The following is a 14670-nucleotide window of genomic DNA, read 5'->3' on the forward strand; positions in this document are numbered from 1 at the left end:
CACTGGTCGTGTGAACCATGACACAGTGCCCCCACAGTCCGGAGAACCCGATGTGCCAGCACCAACCCACTTGTCCCTCCGCCGAAGCCACCGACCGGGAAGCCGCCAGGGTCATCGCCTGCTTCCGTGAACAGGGCTGGAGCCTGCTCTGCAACGGAGTCATCGTCTTCGACGACACCGGTGAACTGCTACCCGACGGCAGCAGTGTCGCACCGCACCGAGGCCCTGCCCGACACGCACTCGCCGCCTGAGGCGACATCACGGTCCGGCACGACGTTCTCCCGCGCCGACCCAGGCTAGTCCCCCGGTCAGGGACCGCCACGACCAGGTCGGCGCGGTACCGGGCCCGGTCAGCTCTCGTACGCCTGCGGTGACGGGCACGAGCAAACCAGATTCCGGTCGCCGTACCCGCCGTCGACCCGACGCACCGGCGGCCAATACTTCCCGACCCGGTCGACCCCGGCCGGCCACGCACCCACCGACCTCGGGTACGGGTGCGGCCAGTCGTCACCACCAACCATCGCCGCCGTGTGCGGAGCATTGGCGAGCGGGTTGTCCCCCACCGGCCACTCCCCCGCACCCACCTTGTCGATCTCCGCCCGGATAGCGATCATCGCGTCGCAGAACCGGTCCAGCTCGGCCAGGTCCTCACTCTCGGTCGGCTCCACCATCAACGTTCCCGCCACCGGGAACGACATCGTCGGCGCGTGGAACCCGTAATCGATGAGTCGCTTGGCCACATCGTCGACACTGACACCGGTCGCCTTCGTCACCGGCCGCAGATCCAGGATGCACTCGTGCGCGACCAGACCCTTGTTGCCCGCGTACAGCACCGGGAAATGCTCCCGCAGTCGCGTCGCCACGTAGTTGGCCGCCAGCACCGCCACCCCGGTCGCCCGCGTCAGACCCTCGGCACCCATCATCCGCAGGTACGCCCACGGGATCGGCAGGATCCCCGCCGAACCGTACCGGGCCGCCGCGATCACTGGCTGTCCGTCGGCCGGCGCGCCAGCCGGATCACCCGGCAGGAACGGCGCCAGATGCTCCCGTACCGCCACCGGACCCACCCCCGGCCCACCACCACCGTGCGGAATACAGAACGTCTTGTGCAGGTTCAGGTGCGACACGTCCGCCCCGAACCGTCCCGGCCGGGCGAACCCGACAAGCGCATTGAGGTTCGCCCCGTCGACGTACACCTGCCCACCGGCGTCGTGGACCTTCGCGCACAGCTGCGCGATACCCGTCTCGTACACACCGTGCGTCGACGGGTACGTCACCATGATCGCAGCGAGGGTGTCCCGGTACGCGTCGACCTTCGCGTCCAGGTCCACCAGGTCGACGTTGCCGTCGGCGTCGCAGCCGACCACGACCACCCGCATCCCAGCCATCACCGCGCTCGCCGCGTTGGTGCCGTGCGCCGACGACGGGATCAGACACACGTTGCGATGCCGCTCACCCCGACTGTGGTGCCACGACCGGATCGCCAACAGCCCCGCCAGCTCGCCCTGCGAACCGGCGTTGGGCTGCACACTGACCGCGTCGTAGCCGGTGACCTCGGCCAGCCACCTCTCCAACTGGCCGACCAGTTCCCGATACCCGGCGGTCTGCTCCACCGGCGCCAACGGGTGGATGTTCGCGAACTCGGCCCAGCTCACCGGTTCCATCTCGGTGGTGGCGTTGAGTTTCATCGTGCACGACCCCAACGGGATCATGCCCCGGTCCAGGGCGTAGTCGAAGTCCGCCAACCGACGCAGGTAACGCAGCATCGCCGTCTCCGACCGGTGCGCGTGGAACACCGGATGGGTGAGGAAGTCACCGGTACGGGCCAACCCGGCCGGCAACACCTCAGGCACCGCACCGTCGACACCGTCGACACCGAACGCCGCCCACACCACAGCCACCTGCTCGACGGTGGTGGTCTCGTCGCAGGAGACCCCCACCCGGTCGGCATCGACCAGCCGCAGGTTCACCCCGCGCCGCCGCGCCTGCGCGACGACCTGCCCGGCCCGGCCCGGCACCCGCGCCGTCACCGTGTCGAAGAACGCGACGTCGGTGACCTCGACACCACCGGCACGCAACCCGGCGGCCAGCCGAGCCGCCATCCGGTGGGTACGGATCGCGATCTCCCGCAGCCCGTCCGGGCCGTGGTAGACGGCGTACATGCCGGCCATCACCGCCAGCAGCACCTGCGCGGTGCAGATGTTGCTGGTCGCCTTCTCCCGCCGGATGTGCTGCTCACGGGTCTGTAACGCCAACCGGTACGCCGCCGCGCCGGCCGCGTCCCGGGACACCCCGACCAGTCGCCCCGGCAGCATCCGTTCCAGACCGGCCCGCACCGCCAGATAGCCGGCGTGCGGCCCACCGAAACCCATCGGCACCCCGAACCGTTGAGTGGTGCCGGCGGCGATATCCACGCCGATCTCCCCCGGTGCTCGCAGCACCGTCAACGCCAGCAGGTCCGCCGCCACCGTCACCAACGCCCCGACCGCGTGGGCCGCCCGCACCAGCGGAGCGTGGTCACGTACCGCCCCACACGCCCCCGGATACTGCAGGTGCAGACCGAAGAACTGCGCCGGCAAAGGCTCGACGTCCAGGTCGAGCACCCGCACCTCGATACCGAGCGGCTCGGCCCGCCCCACGATCACCGCGATGCTCTGCGGCAGGGCATCCGCGTCGACCACATACACCCGGCTGTCGTTCTTCGACGCCCGCCGCGCCAGGGTCATCGCCTCCGCCGCCGCGGTGCCTTCGTCGAGCATCGACGCGTTCGCCGTCGCCAGGCCAGTCAAATCCGACACCACGGTCTGGAAGTTCAGCAACGCCTCCAGCCGGCCCTGGCTGATCTCCGGCTGATACGGCGTGTACGCCGTGTACCAGGCCGGATTCTCCAACACGTTGCGGCGGATCACCGCCGGGGTGTGGGTACCGTGGTAGCCCAACCCGATCATCGACACGGCCACCGTGTTCCGGGCCGCCAAGGCCCGCAACTGCGCCAACGCCTCGTGCTCGCTGGCCGGCGGCGGCAGATCCAACCGGCCGTGCCAGCGGATCACCTCGGGAATCGCCGCGTCCATCAACTCGCCGGTCGAGGCGTACCCGACGAGATCCAACATGCGACGTTCGTCGTCGGGGCCGGGACCGATATGACGGTCGGCGAACTGCTCGGCGGTCATGGGTGCTCCTGCACGGGCGGGGGTCGACAGGTCGGCCCTCCCCCTCTGTCACACCCGGTGGGCGCTCCACAGTGCCTGACCCGACGTGGTCCTTCTGCCTGAGAGGTTCCGGGGAGGATTTGCCCCTTCGGCGCCGCCCAGCTGATCGCCTGGCGGTCTCTCCCACGTCGGTGCTACCGGCGCGATCAACGCTACCAGCGTGCCCCGACGGCCCGCACCGAAGCCCCTGACCTGCCTCGGTCAACCGTCGACCGGGCTCGACGCCACCGGTGACCCGGCACCGAGCAACCGGTCGGCCAACGCCGGCAACACCAGCCCCAACGGCGCCGGAACCCGCAGACACGCGTACCCGTCACCACGCGTCGGCCCCTGGTTGACGATCACCACTGGCACGCCCCGCTTCGCCGCCCGCACCACGAACCGGCGACCCGACATCACCGTCAACGACGACCCCAACACCAGCAGGGACCGAGCTTCCTCCACCAACGCGAAACACGACTGCACCCGTACCGCCGGCACCGTCTCACCGAAGAACACCACGTCGGGTTTGAGTAACCCGCCGCAGGTCACGCAGTCGACCGTACGGAACGCCGCCACCTGCGCGTCGTCGAGATCAACGTCACCGTCCGGGTTGACGGCGACGACCTGACCGACGACACCGGGATTGGCCGCCCGCAGCCGCCCGTGCAGCTCGGCCCGCGACGTCCGCCGCCCGCACGTCAGGCAGACAACGGTGTCGAGCCGCCCGTGCAGCTCCGTCACGTCCCGGCTGCCAGCGGCCGTATGCAACCCGTCGACGTTCTGCGTGATGATTCCCGTCACCAAGCCAGCCTGCTGCAGCCGGGCCACCGCCCGGTGCCCGTCGTTGGGCGCCGCCCCAGCGATCAACCGCCACCCGAGGTGACTACGCGCCCAATACCGGCGACGTGCGGCCGGGTCGCCGGTGAACGTCTGATAGGTCATCGGAGTGTGCCGACGCGCGACACCACTGGGCCCCCGATAGTCGGGAATACCCGACTCGGTGGACAACCCGGCGCCGCTGAGCACCACCACCCCACCGGCGGCCACGAAACCCGCCAGCGGCTCGATCAGCTCCTGCACCCGACCATGGTGCCCCAGCACCACCATCGGCGGCGAACACCAGCCCACCCCACCCATGGCACCGCCACCAGGCGTACCGTCCGGACCGGACGGCCCACAGTCGACCACCGTCGTCGGCCGGCCCTTCGGCGACACCGAACTCCACCCGACCACGACGTCGGCTGCCGCCCGGACCCGTCACGCCACCAGCGCAACCCCACACCACCACAGTGGCGGCGGCTCTCAACCGGCCCGCCGCCGTGCCCGCCGCGCAGCCAACTCGTCGCCCAGCGCACCACCCTCTACGCCCCCCGGCAGATCCGGCGCCGCCGGCTCCGCCGGCAGATGCGACAACGAACCCTGGATCTCCTTGAACGCGCCGCCGATCGCGATGCCGAACACACCCTGGCCGCCCTGCAACAGGTCGACCACCTCCTCCGGCGAACGACACTCGTACACCGTCGTCCCGTCGGAGATCAACGTGATACCGGCCAGATCCGCCACACCACGAGACCGCAACGCCTCGATCGCCTTCCGGATGTTCTGCAACGACACCCCGGCATCCAGCAGCCGCTTCACCACCTTCAACACCACCAGGTCGCGAAACGAATACAACCGCTGCGTACCGGAACCCGACGCGTCCCGCACACCCGGCACCACCAGAGAGGTACGCGCCCAATAATCCAACTGGCGGTAGCTGATCCCCACCGCATGGCAGGCCGTCACACCCCGGTACCCGACCGCACCGTCACCGTCAGTTGCCGACCCGGGCATCTCACCCGGCTCACCCGACACCGCACCCTCACCGGAATCCCGCGGCTCGTACATCCGGACAACCTCCCCGTCACTGCGGTGCCGCCCCGTCACCGAAACGCGCACCCCTCGACACGGCAACCCTATAGCGACCACCACGAGTTACCACGGAGGAACCATCACGACACGCCGCGCATCGACAGCGGTGAACGCCGCTCTCACCGACAGTCACCGCTCACACGACCTTCCCGCCGACACCGGCAGGGCCACACTCTCAGCCGGCGAAATCCTCCGGACGCACCTGATCCAGGAACTCGCGGAACTTCTCCACCTCGTCCTCCTGCTCGTCGGGAATCACGATCCCCGCCTCACTGAGGACCTGCTCCGCACAACGAATCGGCGCACCCACCCGCAACGCCAAAGCGATCGAATCACTCGGCCGAGCCGAAACCCGCACCCCGTCACCGAGCAACAGATCAGCGAAGAACACGTTCTCCTTCAACTCGATGATCTCCACCGCCTGCAACGGCGCCTTCAACGCCGCCAACACATCCCGCAGAAGATCATGGGTCAACGGACGGGCCGGCTTGACACCCTGCTGCTCGTAAGCGATCGCCGTCGCCTCGACCGCGCCGATCCAAATCGGCAGGTAACGGTCCCCCTCAACCTCCCTGAGCAGGACGATCGGCTGGTTACTGGGCAACTCCACCCGAACCCCGACCACGCTCAGCTCGCGCACCGCCGCCTCCGTGTCGTTGTCACCTACGCCGCACCGCGCCCTTCCCTGCACGGTACACGGACCGCGACACGGCCGTCCCATGCGCTACACGCACCCACGCCCGCGCCAGAAGAGGGGTTACCCCCGCAAGCCTACGCCACTCACGAACCAGCCGATCAGCACGCTCACGTACCTCACCGCCCCAACGTCGAGCGCAACCCCACCCGCACCAACGCCGCATGCAACTGCTGCGACAACGCCACCAACTCCCGCGCCGTCTCCGCCGCCCGCGCCCGCGCCGCCGGATCACTCTGCCGCACCAACGGAGTCACCAACTGCGCGAACAAACCAACCTCCCGATCCGCCGCCGTCCGATAACCCCGCAGATGCCGCGGCTGGAACCCGTACCCGGCCAGACCCGCCACCGCCCGCGCGATGACCAAAGCGTCCCCGTCGTACCACCCCGGCGGATCCGACACCACCAGACCGAGCCGCTCCAACTCACCCAACGTCGACCCGTCCAGCCCGCTGCGCGCCACCAACTCGGCACGATCCAGCCGAACCTGCGCCGACTCGACCACCGACGCCGCACCACGACCCGGCACCTCACCGTCAGGACCCACGGCCACCAACGCCGGACGCGACCCCTCCGGCACCTCACCGTCGACATCCCAACGCGCCAACTGCTCACGGATCACCCGCAACGGCAGATACTGATCCCGCTGCGCGGTCAACACGAACCGCAACCGCGCCACATCGTCCCAGCTGTACTTCCGGTACCCCGCCGCCGTACGTTGCGGCTCCACCAGGCCCTCAGCCTCAAGAAACCGCAACTTCGAAATCGTCACGTCCGGAAAATCCGCCCGCAACTGAGCCAGCACCTCGCCGATACTCATCAACGGCGGGGCGCCACCCACCCCGGACGGCCTGGAGACCGCAGGCTCGTTCACCCCCGGCCGGCCTCACCCTCCGGGCGCGGACCGGCGATGAACACCACCCGGAACTTACCGATCTGCACCTCGTCACCATTGCTCAACGTCGCCGCCTCGACCCGCTCCCGGTTCACGTACGTGCCGTTCAAACTGCCCACGTCCCGCACCGTGAACGTCCCACCATCACGGTGGAACTCCGCGTGCCGACGCGACACCGTCACATCGTCGAGGAAGATGTCACTGTCCGGATGCCGCCCACTTGTCGTCACATCATGATCCAAGAGGAACCGGGCACCCGCGTTCGGCCCCCGCCGCACCACCAGCAGGGCCATCCCCGGCGGCAACGAACCGGACATCCGGCTCGGCACCACATCAGTGTCCGGCCCCTCCAGCGCTTCCTCGAGCGAACCGAGATTGAGCGTCGACGTGACGTCGAGCGGGGGGAACTCGTCGCCTGGGCGAGTCATGGGGACCACCTCACGGAATCTGTTTCGGTCGGCGTCGGGAGACGGCGGGTCTGGCCGCCGGGCTCTCATCCGCCCGGCGGCTGGCTCTCCGTGCCCCGAAAGGCTGTCCGCGACGCTCAACTAATGGGTTCTCGGTCGACTGGGCGAGCCTAGCCAGCGCCGAAAAACAGGGCAACCGGACGCGCGGCAGACACCGCCCGCCCGCACAGCAAAACAATCAGCTCTCGGTCAACCCGCGATACGCCGCAGCGGTCAACAGACCGTCCACCGCACCCGGATCCGACACGGTGATCTCCACCAACCAACCCGCGCCGTACGGATCACTGTTGATCACCTCCGGCGTGTCGGTCAACGCCTCGTTGCGCGCCGACACCGTACCGGCCACCGGGGCGTAGAGCTCCGACACACTCTTGGTCGACTCGACCTCACCCAACGACTCACCAGCCACCACCGTCGCACCCACCGCCGGCAACTGCACATACACGATGTCGCCGAGAGCATCCTGCGCGAAATGGGTGACACCCACCCGGACGGCCCCACCGTCCGCGGCAGCCACCCACTCATGCTCGGCGGTGTAACGCAGATCCTCAGGAATCACCAGCAGCGTCCTCATCCATCGCGACACCGGACCAACCGGTGCCGGCCCACCGACCGTCAAGAGACCGGACGGGCATGTTCCAACGGGCGGGGCTCGTGCAGCGCCGAGACCTCGACAACCTCACGCTCCTCAACGATCACGTTACCGCCGTCGCCGGCCACCGACGCCACCACCCCACCAGGAATGTTGAGCGCCGTACGCATCGTCGCCGGGTCACCCAACACCGCGATGGTGAACGGACCCGTCAACGAACGACCATCCACGATCAACGAACCGCCCTCCCCGTCCAGGAAATACGTCGACGCCACCACCCGCACCGTCGCCCGATCACCACCGGAGATCTGCATCGCCTCCGCCCCGGCACCGCGCAACTCCTGCACCGCGTCCAACACCCGCACCGCCGCGATCGGCTTCGCCCCCGCCTGGAACCGCACCGTCAGACCCGGACCCCGCGCCGGCAACGTCCCCGCCAGGATGCCCAACTCGTCAGCCCTGCGGCTCGCCTCCTCCAACGCCGCCTGACGCCCCTGCTCACCCGAACGCAACTGCCGCTGGCTCTCCTCCAACGCCGCGATGTCCTGCCGCAACCGGATCTCCCGCGCCTCCAGGTCGTACAGGATCCGAACCAGATCCTCCTGCCGCGCCGCCGCCAACGACGAATCCGTCGTCGTCATCCTCAACTGCACCGCCAGGGTGAACCCCAACAAACCCAGCAACACGACAATCATCACCGCGGCCGAGCTGAACCGCCGCCACGGCGGCACCACCGCAGCCGGTCCCTCATCCGACTCCCCCCGCACCGCCCCCTCCGGCGTGGCCGACGGCTGACCCTGCGGCGACAACGAACTCGACTCGTCCGCATCCGGCACATCCGGACGAGGATCAGGTTCCCCCGCCGGGCCGTGCGGTCGCGCCGGCTCCGCCGGCTGCGGCCACCCCGTACCCGTCTGCGTGTGTTCGTCACTCACGTCACAAACCTACGCCCGGAACAGGTGCCGACGGATCGCCGCCACGTTGCCGAAGATGCGGACCCCCAACACGACCACCACCCCGGTGGACAACTGACCCCCCACCCCCAACTGGTCACCCAGATACACGATCAGCGCCGCAACCAGCACGTTCGAGATGAACGACACCACGAACTGCTTGTCGTCGAAGATGCGGTCCAGCTTCGCCCGGACCCCACCGAACACCGCGTCCAACGCGGCCACCACCGCGATCGGCAGGTACGGCTGCAACACCGCCGGCACCGTGGGATCAAGCCACAACCCGAGCAGCACACCGGCCAACAGCGCCAACACCGCGATCATCGACCACCTCCGGAGGGACTGGGGGACGCACCCGAGCCGGACGACTCGTCACCACCCGACGACGCACTCGAACTCACCGCGGGCTCCGCGTAGCGTAGCCGCGGCTCCGGAGCAGCGGGCAACGCGAGGTCATCGGCATCCCGCACCGCGAACGACAACCCCGTCACCTTGGCCACCTGACGCATCGTCAACGCGCTCCCACTGGCCTCGTACCGCTGCCGCATGCCATCCGGGCCGATGGCACTCACCTCGTACGGCCCGGTCACCGGACGAAAATCCACCAGGATCGCCTGCCCCGCCGACCGGATCGTCGACGTCGACGTCAGCCGCTGCCCGTTGATCGCGATCGCCTCGGCGCCGGCACCCCACAGGTCGTTCGCCACGCTCTGCAGATCGAGATAGATCACCTGCGCCGGACCAGCACCGGCAGTGGCACCGCCGAGCGCATCCTGGCCACCCGGTGCGTCCGCCAACTCCACCACCACACCGTCACCGGTCACCCGCCCCAGGCCGGTACTCGCCTCCAACTCCCGCAGCCGGGCCGCCTGCGAGCCACCCAACGCGGCCTCCCGCTGCCGGTTGACCTCGTCACGCAACTCCTCGGCCCGGGTCGACAGCGCATCGGTCTCACCCTGCCGCTGCTGGATCTGCGCCACCAGGCCCGACCGGGCCTGCGCCCGCCCCGGCTCCGCGGCCACGGTCTGCCGGTAGGCCACCGCGAACAGGAAACCGAGCAGCACGATCACCACCAGACTGACCGGCCCCACGGACCAGCCCGACCGCGGCACACGGCCCGTCTTCTCCCGCTGTGACGCCGCGTCGGTGTAGCCCGGATCCAAAGGGTCACCGAACAGTTCGGTGAGGAAGTCCGAGGTGAAGCCTTTGGCGCCGCGCCGCCCCTGACCACGGTCGTCGATCATGATGGCCCTTCCCCGCCTCGCGAACCCTCATGCGACACCACGAGGCCGAGTCGACCCCCCGCTCGCCGCCGCGCGCTCAAGCTGCCGCTCCTTGCCGGCCGCGTACCGCCCGCACCAGCTGCCGGGCCTGGATGACGTACAGCGTGCCAGCGATCCAGTAGAGCACCAGGCCCCACCACGCCAGCGCCCAACCGATCGCGCCGGCGGCCGTCGCTGCCGGTGACACCACTGCGGCGAGCAGCAGGATCGGGAACGCGGCAAGCAGCAGGAAGGTGGCCGTCTTACCGACGTAGTGCACCGGCGGTGGCCCGTAGCCGTACCGCCGCAGAACGCCGAGCGATCCCAGCAGCAGCAACTCCCGCGCCAGCAGCGCGGCGGTGAACTGCCAGGGCACCACCTCACGGGCGGTGAACGCGACCAGGGTGGCGAGGATGTAGAGCCGGTCGGCGAGCGGGTCGAGCAACTCGCCCAACCGGCTGACCTGTCCCAGCCGCCGGGCGATCCACCCGTCCACCCAGTCGCTGGTGCCGCCGACAGCCAGTACCACGATCGCGGCGACGTCGGCCCGAGCCACCAGGAACAGGAAGAGGAACAGGGGAACACCCAGCAGACGTACGAAGCTGATCAGGTTCGGCCAGGTGAACACCCGGTCATCAGGTGTGTGGCCAACACTGTCGCGGGCCTGCGGTTGCTCCGCCCGACCCGACACCGAACCTCCTCCGCGACGCGTTCGGGCACCGTGGCACTGCTCTGCCGCGCGGTGTCGTACGCGTTGCCCAGCCGGCTGGCGCCGGCGCCCCCTGTGTTCCCCTGACCCGCCGTCCACCGTCGATGATCGCAGGCCGGCCGAATGCGCTGCCACTATAGCGGGCCCGAGCCGCACTTTCGCTGTCCAGTCGTTCCCGACCCATCGGTGTTGTTCTTGGTGGTGACTGTCGTCATAGCCGATACGCCGTCCTAGGACGATAGTGGTGGTGGGTACGAACGTGCCGCGGTATCGCCCCGCCAAGCACCGCAGACGGCGATACTTACCCACGCCGGCCCCGACGGCCGGCCCGGAACCTGGAGGTGCCCGTGGACTCGGCCAGCGGCGCGGCGGTGGTGGTCGGCGTGGACGGCTCCGAACCCGCCCGCGCCGCCTTACGGCTGGCCGCCACCCTGGCGGCCAGCCACGACCGGCCGCTGCGTGTCGTGCACGCCTTCATCTGGCCGACGCTGCACTCCCCCGTCCGGCCGGTCACCGACAGCGTCCCCGACGGCGGTCTGCGGGCCCGGGCGCAACGGCTGGTCGCCGCCGCGGTCGACGAGGCCGAGGCGACCGCGGCGGGGCTACGCGTCACCGGCGAAATCGTCGACGGTGACGCCACGGCGGTCCTGCTCGCCGAAGCACACACCGCAGCCATGGTGGTGCTTGGTGACCGGGGCGGAGGCGGCTTCGCCGCGCTGATCGTGGGGTCGGTCGCGGTGAAACTGGCCGCGTACGCCGACTGCCCAGTGCTGGTGGCACGCGGCGTCCCACACCCCGACGGTGCCGTCGTGGTCGGGGTCGACGGCTCTGAACTGTCCCGCCGGGCCGTCGAATTCGCCGTCCACGAGGCCGCGCGGCGCGGCGCCACGGTCCTCGCCCTGCACGCCTACCGACATCCGGTCTCCACCGGGCCCGGCGACATGCAGCCGCTGGTGTACGACGAGTCCGAGTTACGGGCCGACGAGGACCGGGCGGTAGCCGAGTCCATCGCCGGACTGACCGAGCGGTACCCGGAGGTGACAATCATCCGCGAATCGGTGCGAGGTCGGGCCGCCCGGATCCTCACCGACGCCTCCCGCCAGGCACAACTGATCGTGGTCGGCGGACACGGACGTGCCGAGGCGACCGGCATGCTGCTGGGCTCGGTCAGTCAGTCGCTGCTGCACCACAGCCACTGTCCAGTCGCGGTGGTACGCGCCCCCAACTGACCGGCCACACGGTTGACCGCGCCGCAGCCGGGTACCCGGGCCGGGCACGCCACCGGCGACGACCCGAGGGAGATACCGCGATGCCAGGACCTCGCCCCGGCAGCAACGCCTACGACAAGCAGCGCGCCCGCCTCCGCAACACCATCGACGGCTCCGGCCGAGGAGACCCGGATCGAAAGGCCGACGACGCGGCGAACCGGATCCTGCAGGACGATCAGGATCGGCGCGGCATCGTCCGGGGCGAACGCACCTACGGGCCGAAAGGCAACCGCGAGCCCGGAGATCCGAAGAAGTGAAGGCCACCGACCTGACCGACGGCCTCATCGCCGGGGCCGTCGGCACGACCGCGCTGAACATCGCCACCTACCTGGATATGACCGCCCGGGCACGGCCGGCCAGCCGAACACCGGAGCAGAGCGCCGGCAAACTGGCCGACGTCACCCACCTGCCACTCGGGTCGCCGACACAGGCCGCCAACCGGCGCAGCGGACTCGGAGCGCTCATGGGCTACGCCGTCGGCACCGCCTCCACCGTCGGCTTCGCGCTGCTGACCCGGGGCCGCCGTCAGCCGGTACTACGGGCGGCGGCCCTGCTCGGCGGCGGGGTGATGACGCTGACAGACGGGTCCCTGACCCTGTTCGGTCTCACCGATCCACGTACCTGGCGGCGCGTCGACTGGCTCGCCGACCTCGTCCCGCACCTCATCTTCGGGCTGACGGCCGCAGCCACCTGGAACCGGCTACGGCCACCAACGTAGAAGCCCGGGTCAGCGGTCGCTGTCGTCCTCCGCGACCGGTCGACCGCTCGGACCGTACGGCGACACCTGACCCCGCGGCGTCGGGCGGCCGGTGTCCCCGGGCGACGAGCCACGATGATGGGGATGCCCCACCGGGCCCGGTCCCTTGTTGTCCTGGCTGGTCTCACCGAGGGCGTTGCGCCGAAGTTCCTGCTGCTGCGGGTTCGTCACGGTCCGCTCCCTTCACCAGTGCGCGACGCCGCGCCGCGCCACCCCCGGCTTACCCAGCCCCGTCGGCGCCATTCCGACCGGCCACCGGCGAGGGCTATCCGGGCCGCCGACGGGTACCCCCCGAGGATGGGCCACCATCAAGCGCTGGCACGAACCCTGCTGACCCGCCGCACGTACGCCGAACAGGCCGGCATCGCACTGGCCGACCGGCCGGCGCCGCTGTACCGGTTACTGGTGCTCGTCACCCTGCTGAGCGCCCGGATCCGGGCGCAGGTGGGGGTTGCGACGGCCCGGGCACTCTTCGCCGCCGGCTACGGAACGCCGCAGGCCATGGAAGCCGCCAACTGGCAGGAACGGGTCGACACGCTGGGACGCGGCCACTACCGTCGCTACGACGAACAGACCGCCACGATGCTCGGCTCCGGCGCCCGACTGTGCCTGGAACGCTGGCACGGCGACCTGCGGCAGCTGCACCGGGAAGCCGCCGGTGAACCGGCACAGCTGCGTCGACTGCTCACCGCCTTCCCCGGGATCGGTCCCGTCGGAGCGGACATCTTCCTACGCGAAGTGCAGTCGGTCTGGCCGGAACTGCGCCCGTACGCCGACCGCAGGACGGTGACCGCCGCGCGGCGACTCGGCCTGCCCACCAGCACCGACCGGTTGGCGCGGCTGGTCGACGACGTCGACTTCGGTCGACTCGCCTCGGCACTGGTCCGGGTCGCCCTCGGCGAAGAGTCGGCCGGGCAGATCAGCCGCGACGCGGCCGACCGCTGACGCGCGGTCACTTCGCCGCGTCGCCGCCGGGCCTGGTCAGATACCACACCAGCAGCGACGCCGACAGCGCCAACACCACCAACCCACCGGAAAGGCCGCGGCCCTCCTCCGGCGCGCGGCCGGTGGTGCCGAAATAGATCACGGCGAGGCCGGCCAGCGCCGCGAGAAACTTGCGGATGCCTCGGTCCTTCACAGCTGGCACCGTACGGACGACCAGCACAGCCTGCCGGATTATCCCACAGTTGTCGCCCAACCGGGTGAGGCTCAGTCGACCTCCAGGTCGTCGAGGGAAATCTTGTGGCTCATCAGCCACCGGGCCAGCGCCGACATACCGAACAGCCACAACGGCGCGGACTCGGTGGTGCCGTTCGTCGCGTACACGGCGAACCGCAGATCCGGCGCCCGGTACGCCTCGATCCGCCACCGGTGCTGCCGGTCCCGCCAGATCGCGGAGGGATCCATGCCGTCACGCTAGATGCCCCGACTGGCCTGTCGGCCGACAACACGCTCAATCCACCACCACCCGCACGTCGTCCGGCAGCCGACGGGTCAGCCCCCTGCAGGTCCAAGGACAACGCACCCGGGTGAGCGGCCCATCTGGCGGAACACGACGTCGCCCCCGGCCCGAGATCGGGCCGGGGGCGACAAGGTGCCGGTGTGCAGGTCGCCTCTCGGCGAGTGGCGCGACGCGGCTCCAGCCGAACGGTATTCCGCGACGGCAATTTAGGTGAGGCCCGGGGACACTTGACACACCGACACCCGAGTCAACAGGGTACCCGCTCTACTTCTTCCTACCCCTGTCGTGACCGCCACCACCCGCGGACGGCGCTACCGTACGAAGCCCGCTGGCCGGCACCCACGGGTGCCGGCCAGCGGTTTGGTGTTTGTGGGTGGGGTCAGTTGGTCCAGTGTTGGGTGACGAGGTCGGCGGCTTGTTGTTCCCACTGGGCGTAGTGGTCGGGGTACGCCGACACCTGCACGGTCTGGGCGGCTTCGGTCAGGGGCATGTCCTGCCAGCCGTC

Annotated in this window: 19 protein-coding genes and 1 riboswitch; of the genes, 5 read left to right on the top strand and 14 right to left on the bottom strand. The window is 69.8% G+C overall.

Translation table 11 applies throughout. From position 1 onward, the window contains the following. Window positions 1–50: 50 nt before the first annotated feature. The gene (locus tag HCA58_RS09815; RefSeq protein ID WP_169597447.1) at window positions 51–251 is read left to right on the top strand and encodes a DUF5999 family protein; all 201 of its coding nucleotides are present in this window, start codon (window positions 51–53) and stop codon (window positions 249–251) included. A gap of 99 nt (window positions 252–350) precedes the next feature. Here the strand turns inward: HCA58_RS09815 and gcvP are convergent, their stop codons facing one another. From gcvP to HCA58_RS09870, 11 genes are all read right to left on the bottom strand, one after another. Then, the gene (gene gcvP / locus HCA58_RS09820) at window positions 351–3173 is read right to left on the bottom strand and encodes an aminomethyl-transferring glycine dehydrogenase (RefSeq protein WP_169597448.1); all 2823 of its coding nucleotides are present in this window, start codon (window positions 3171–3173) and stop codon (window positions 351–353) included. Between the two features lie 76 nt (window positions 3174–3249). Then, window positions 3250–3348: riboswitch (glycine riboswitch) on the bottom strand. 65 nt (window positions 3349–3413) lie between these two features. Beyond that, window positions 3414–4301, bottom strand: a complete 888-nt coding sequence (locus tag HCA58_RS09825; protein WP_169597487.1) for an NAD-dependent protein deacetylase — start codon at window positions 4299–4301, stop codon at window positions 3414–3416. Window positions 4302–4496: 195 nt separating this feature from the next. After that, entirely contained in the window at window positions 4497–5081 is a 585-nt protein-coding gene (locus HCA58_RS09830) for a MerR family transcriptional regulator (protein WP_169597449.1), read from the bottom strand. Between the two features lie 199 nt (window positions 5082–5280). Further along, window positions 5281–5745, bottom strand: a complete 465-nt coding sequence (locus HCA58_RS09835; RefSeq protein WP_169597450.1) for a bifunctional nuclease family protein — start codon at window positions 5743–5745, stop codon at window positions 5281–5283. Window positions 5746–5918: 173 nt separating this feature from the next. Next, complete coding sequence (locus tag HCA58_RS09840) at window positions 5919–6620, bottom strand: MerR family transcriptional regulator (RefSeq protein ID WP_169597488.1); 702 nt, start codon at window positions 6618–6620, stop codon at window positions 5919–5921. A 50-nt stretch (window positions 6621–6670) separates the two neighbouring features. Next, on the bottom strand, window positions 6671–7123 hold the full coding sequence (locus HCA58_RS09845; protein ID WP_093402417.1) for an FHA domain-containing protein: 453 nt from the start codon (window positions 7121–7123) through the stop codon (window positions 6671–6673). 217 nt (window positions 7124–7340) lie between these two features. After that, entirely contained in the window at window positions 7341–7721 is a 381-nt protein-coding gene (gcvH, locus tag HCA58_RS09850; protein WP_169597451.1) for a glycine cleavage system protein GcvH, read from the bottom strand. 56 nt (window positions 7722–7777) lie between these two features. Then, complete coding sequence (locus HCA58_RS09855; protein ID WP_169597452.1) at window positions 7778–8689, bottom strand: DUF881 domain-containing protein; 912 nt, start codon at window positions 8687–8689, stop codon at window positions 7778–7780. A 9-nt stretch (window positions 8690–8698) separates the two neighbouring features. Further along, on the bottom strand, window positions 8699–9031 hold the full coding sequence (locus HCA58_RS09860) for a small basic family protein (RefSeq protein WP_169597453.1): 333 nt from the start codon (window positions 9029–9031) through the stop codon (window positions 8699–8701). Next, a complete protein-coding gene (locus HCA58_RS09865; RefSeq protein ID WP_169597454.1) occupies window positions 9028–9951 on the bottom strand; it encodes a DUF881 domain-containing protein in 924 nt (307 codons plus the stop codon). Before HCA58_RS09865 ends, HCA58_RS09860 begins: the two co-directional genes overlap by 4 nt. A gap of 76 nt (window positions 9952–10027) precedes the next feature. Further along, entirely contained in the window at window positions 10028–10597 is a 570-nt protein-coding gene (locus HCA58_RS09870; protein WP_346775940.1) for a CDP-alcohol phosphatidyltransferase family protein, read from the bottom strand. A 428-nt stretch (window positions 10598–11025) separates the two neighbouring features. Here HCA58_RS09870 and HCA58_RS09875 point away from each other — a divergent pair, with 428 nt between their 5' ends. The 3 genes from HCA58_RS09875 (at window position 11026) to HCA58_RS09885 (ending at window position 12664) form a co-directional block, all read left to right on the top strand. Further along, a complete protein-coding gene (locus HCA58_RS09875; protein ID WP_169597456.1) occupies window positions 11026–11907 on the top strand; it encodes a universal stress protein in 882 nt (293 codons plus the stop codon). Between the two features lie 80 nt (window positions 11908–11987). Beyond that, a complete protein-coding gene (locus HCA58_RS09880) occupies window positions 11988–12203 on the top strand; it encodes a phosphatidylethanolamine-binding protein (RefSeq protein ID WP_169597457.1) in 216 nt (71 codons plus the stop codon). Beyond that, the gene (locus tag HCA58_RS09885; protein ID WP_169597458.1) at window positions 12200–12664 is read left to right on the top strand and encodes a hypothetical protein; all 465 of its coding nucleotides are present in this window, start codon (window positions 12200–12202) and stop codon (window positions 12662–12664) included. The genes HCA58_RS09880 and HCA58_RS09885 overlap by 4 nt, the downstream gene beginning before the upstream one ends. A 9-nt stretch (window positions 12665–12673) precedes the next feature. Here HCA58_RS09885 and HCA58_RS09890 read toward each other — a convergent pair whose 3' ends face one another. After that, on the bottom strand, window positions 12674–12874 hold the full coding sequence (locus HCA58_RS09890) for a hypothetical protein (protein WP_169597459.1): 201 nt from the start codon (window positions 12872–12874) through the stop codon (window positions 12674–12676). A gap of 126 nt (window positions 12875–13000) precedes the next feature. Between HCA58_RS09890 and HCA58_RS09895 the strand changes: the two genes are divergently transcribed. Then, window positions 13001–13648, top strand: coding sequence for a hypothetical protein (locus HCA58_RS09895; RefSeq protein ID WP_169597460.1), 648 nt, complete (start codon window positions 13001–13003; stop codon window positions 13646–13648). A 7-nt stretch (window positions 13649–13655) separates the two neighbouring features. Here the strand turns inward: HCA58_RS09895 and HCA58_RS09900 are convergent, their stop codons facing one another. Together HCA58_RS09900 and HCA58_RS09905 are read right to left on the bottom strand one after the other, a co-directional pair. Then, window positions 13656–13841: a hypothetical protein gene (locus tag HCA58_RS09900; RefSeq protein WP_169597249.1), complete on the bottom strand. Its 186-nt coding sequence runs from the start codon at window positions 13839–13841 to the stop codon at window positions 13656–13658. A gap of 71 nt (window positions 13842–13912) precedes the next feature. Beyond that, window positions 13913–14110, bottom strand: coding sequence for a hypothetical protein (locus HCA58_RS09905; RefSeq protein WP_169597461.1), 198 nt, complete (start codon window positions 14108–14110; stop codon window positions 13913–13915). Window positions 14111–14670 lie beyond the last annotated feature (560 nt).

It is taken from the genome of Micromonospora sp. HNM0581 (assembly GCF_012726175.1).
Taxonomy (GTDB): Bacteria; Actinomycetota; Actinomycetes; order Mycobacteriales; family Micromonosporaceae; genus Micromonospora.

Excerpts from the sequence above, each read along its gene's own strand:
- HCA58_RS09860 (WP_169597453.1), bottom strand. The coding sequence starts at position 9,031 with ATGATCGCGGTGTTGGCGCTGTTGGCCGGTGTGCTGCTCGGGTTGTGG.
- HCA58_RS09815 (WP_169597447.1), top strand. The coding sequence starts at position 51 with ATGTGCCAGCACCAACCCACTTGTCCCTCCGCCGAAGCCACCGACCGG.
- HCA58_RS09840 (WP_169597488.1), bottom strand. The coding sequence starts at position 6,620 with ATGAGTATCGGCGAGGTGCTGGCTCAGTTGCGGGCGGATTTTCCGGAC.
- HCA58_RS09905 (WP_169597461.1), bottom strand. The coding sequence starts at position 14,110 with ATGGATCCCTCCGCGATCTGGCGGGACCGGCAGCACCGGTGGCGGATC.
- HCA58_RS09845 (WP_093402417.1), bottom strand. The coding sequence starts at position 7,123 with ATGACTCGCCCAGGCGACGAGTTCCCCCCGCTCGACGTCACGTCGACG.
- HCA58_RS09825 (WP_169597487.1), bottom strand. The coding sequence starts at position 4,301 with ATGGTGGTGCTGGGGCACCATGGTCGGGTGCAGGAGCTGATCGAGCCG.
- HCA58_RS09830 (WP_169597449.1), bottom strand. The coding sequence starts at position 5,081 with ATGTACGAGCCGCGGGATTCCGGTGAGGGTGCGGTGTCGGGTGAGCCG.
- HCA58_RS09895 (WP_169597460.1), top strand. The coding sequence starts at position 13,001 with ATGGGCCACCATCAAGCGCTGGCACGAACCCTGCTGACCCGCCGCACG.
- gcvP (WP_169597448.1), bottom strand. The coding sequence starts at position 3,173 with ATGACCGCCGAGCAGTTCGCCGACCGTCATATCGGTCCCGGCCCCGAC.
- HCA58_RS09865 (WP_169597454.1), bottom strand. The coding sequence starts at position 9,951 with ATGATCGACGACCGTGGTCAGGGGCGGCGCGGCGCCAAAGGCTTCACC.
- HCA58_RS09880 (WP_169597457.1), top strand. The coding sequence starts at position 11,988 with ATGCCAGGACCTCGCCCCGGCAGCAACGCCTACGACAAGCAGCGCGCC.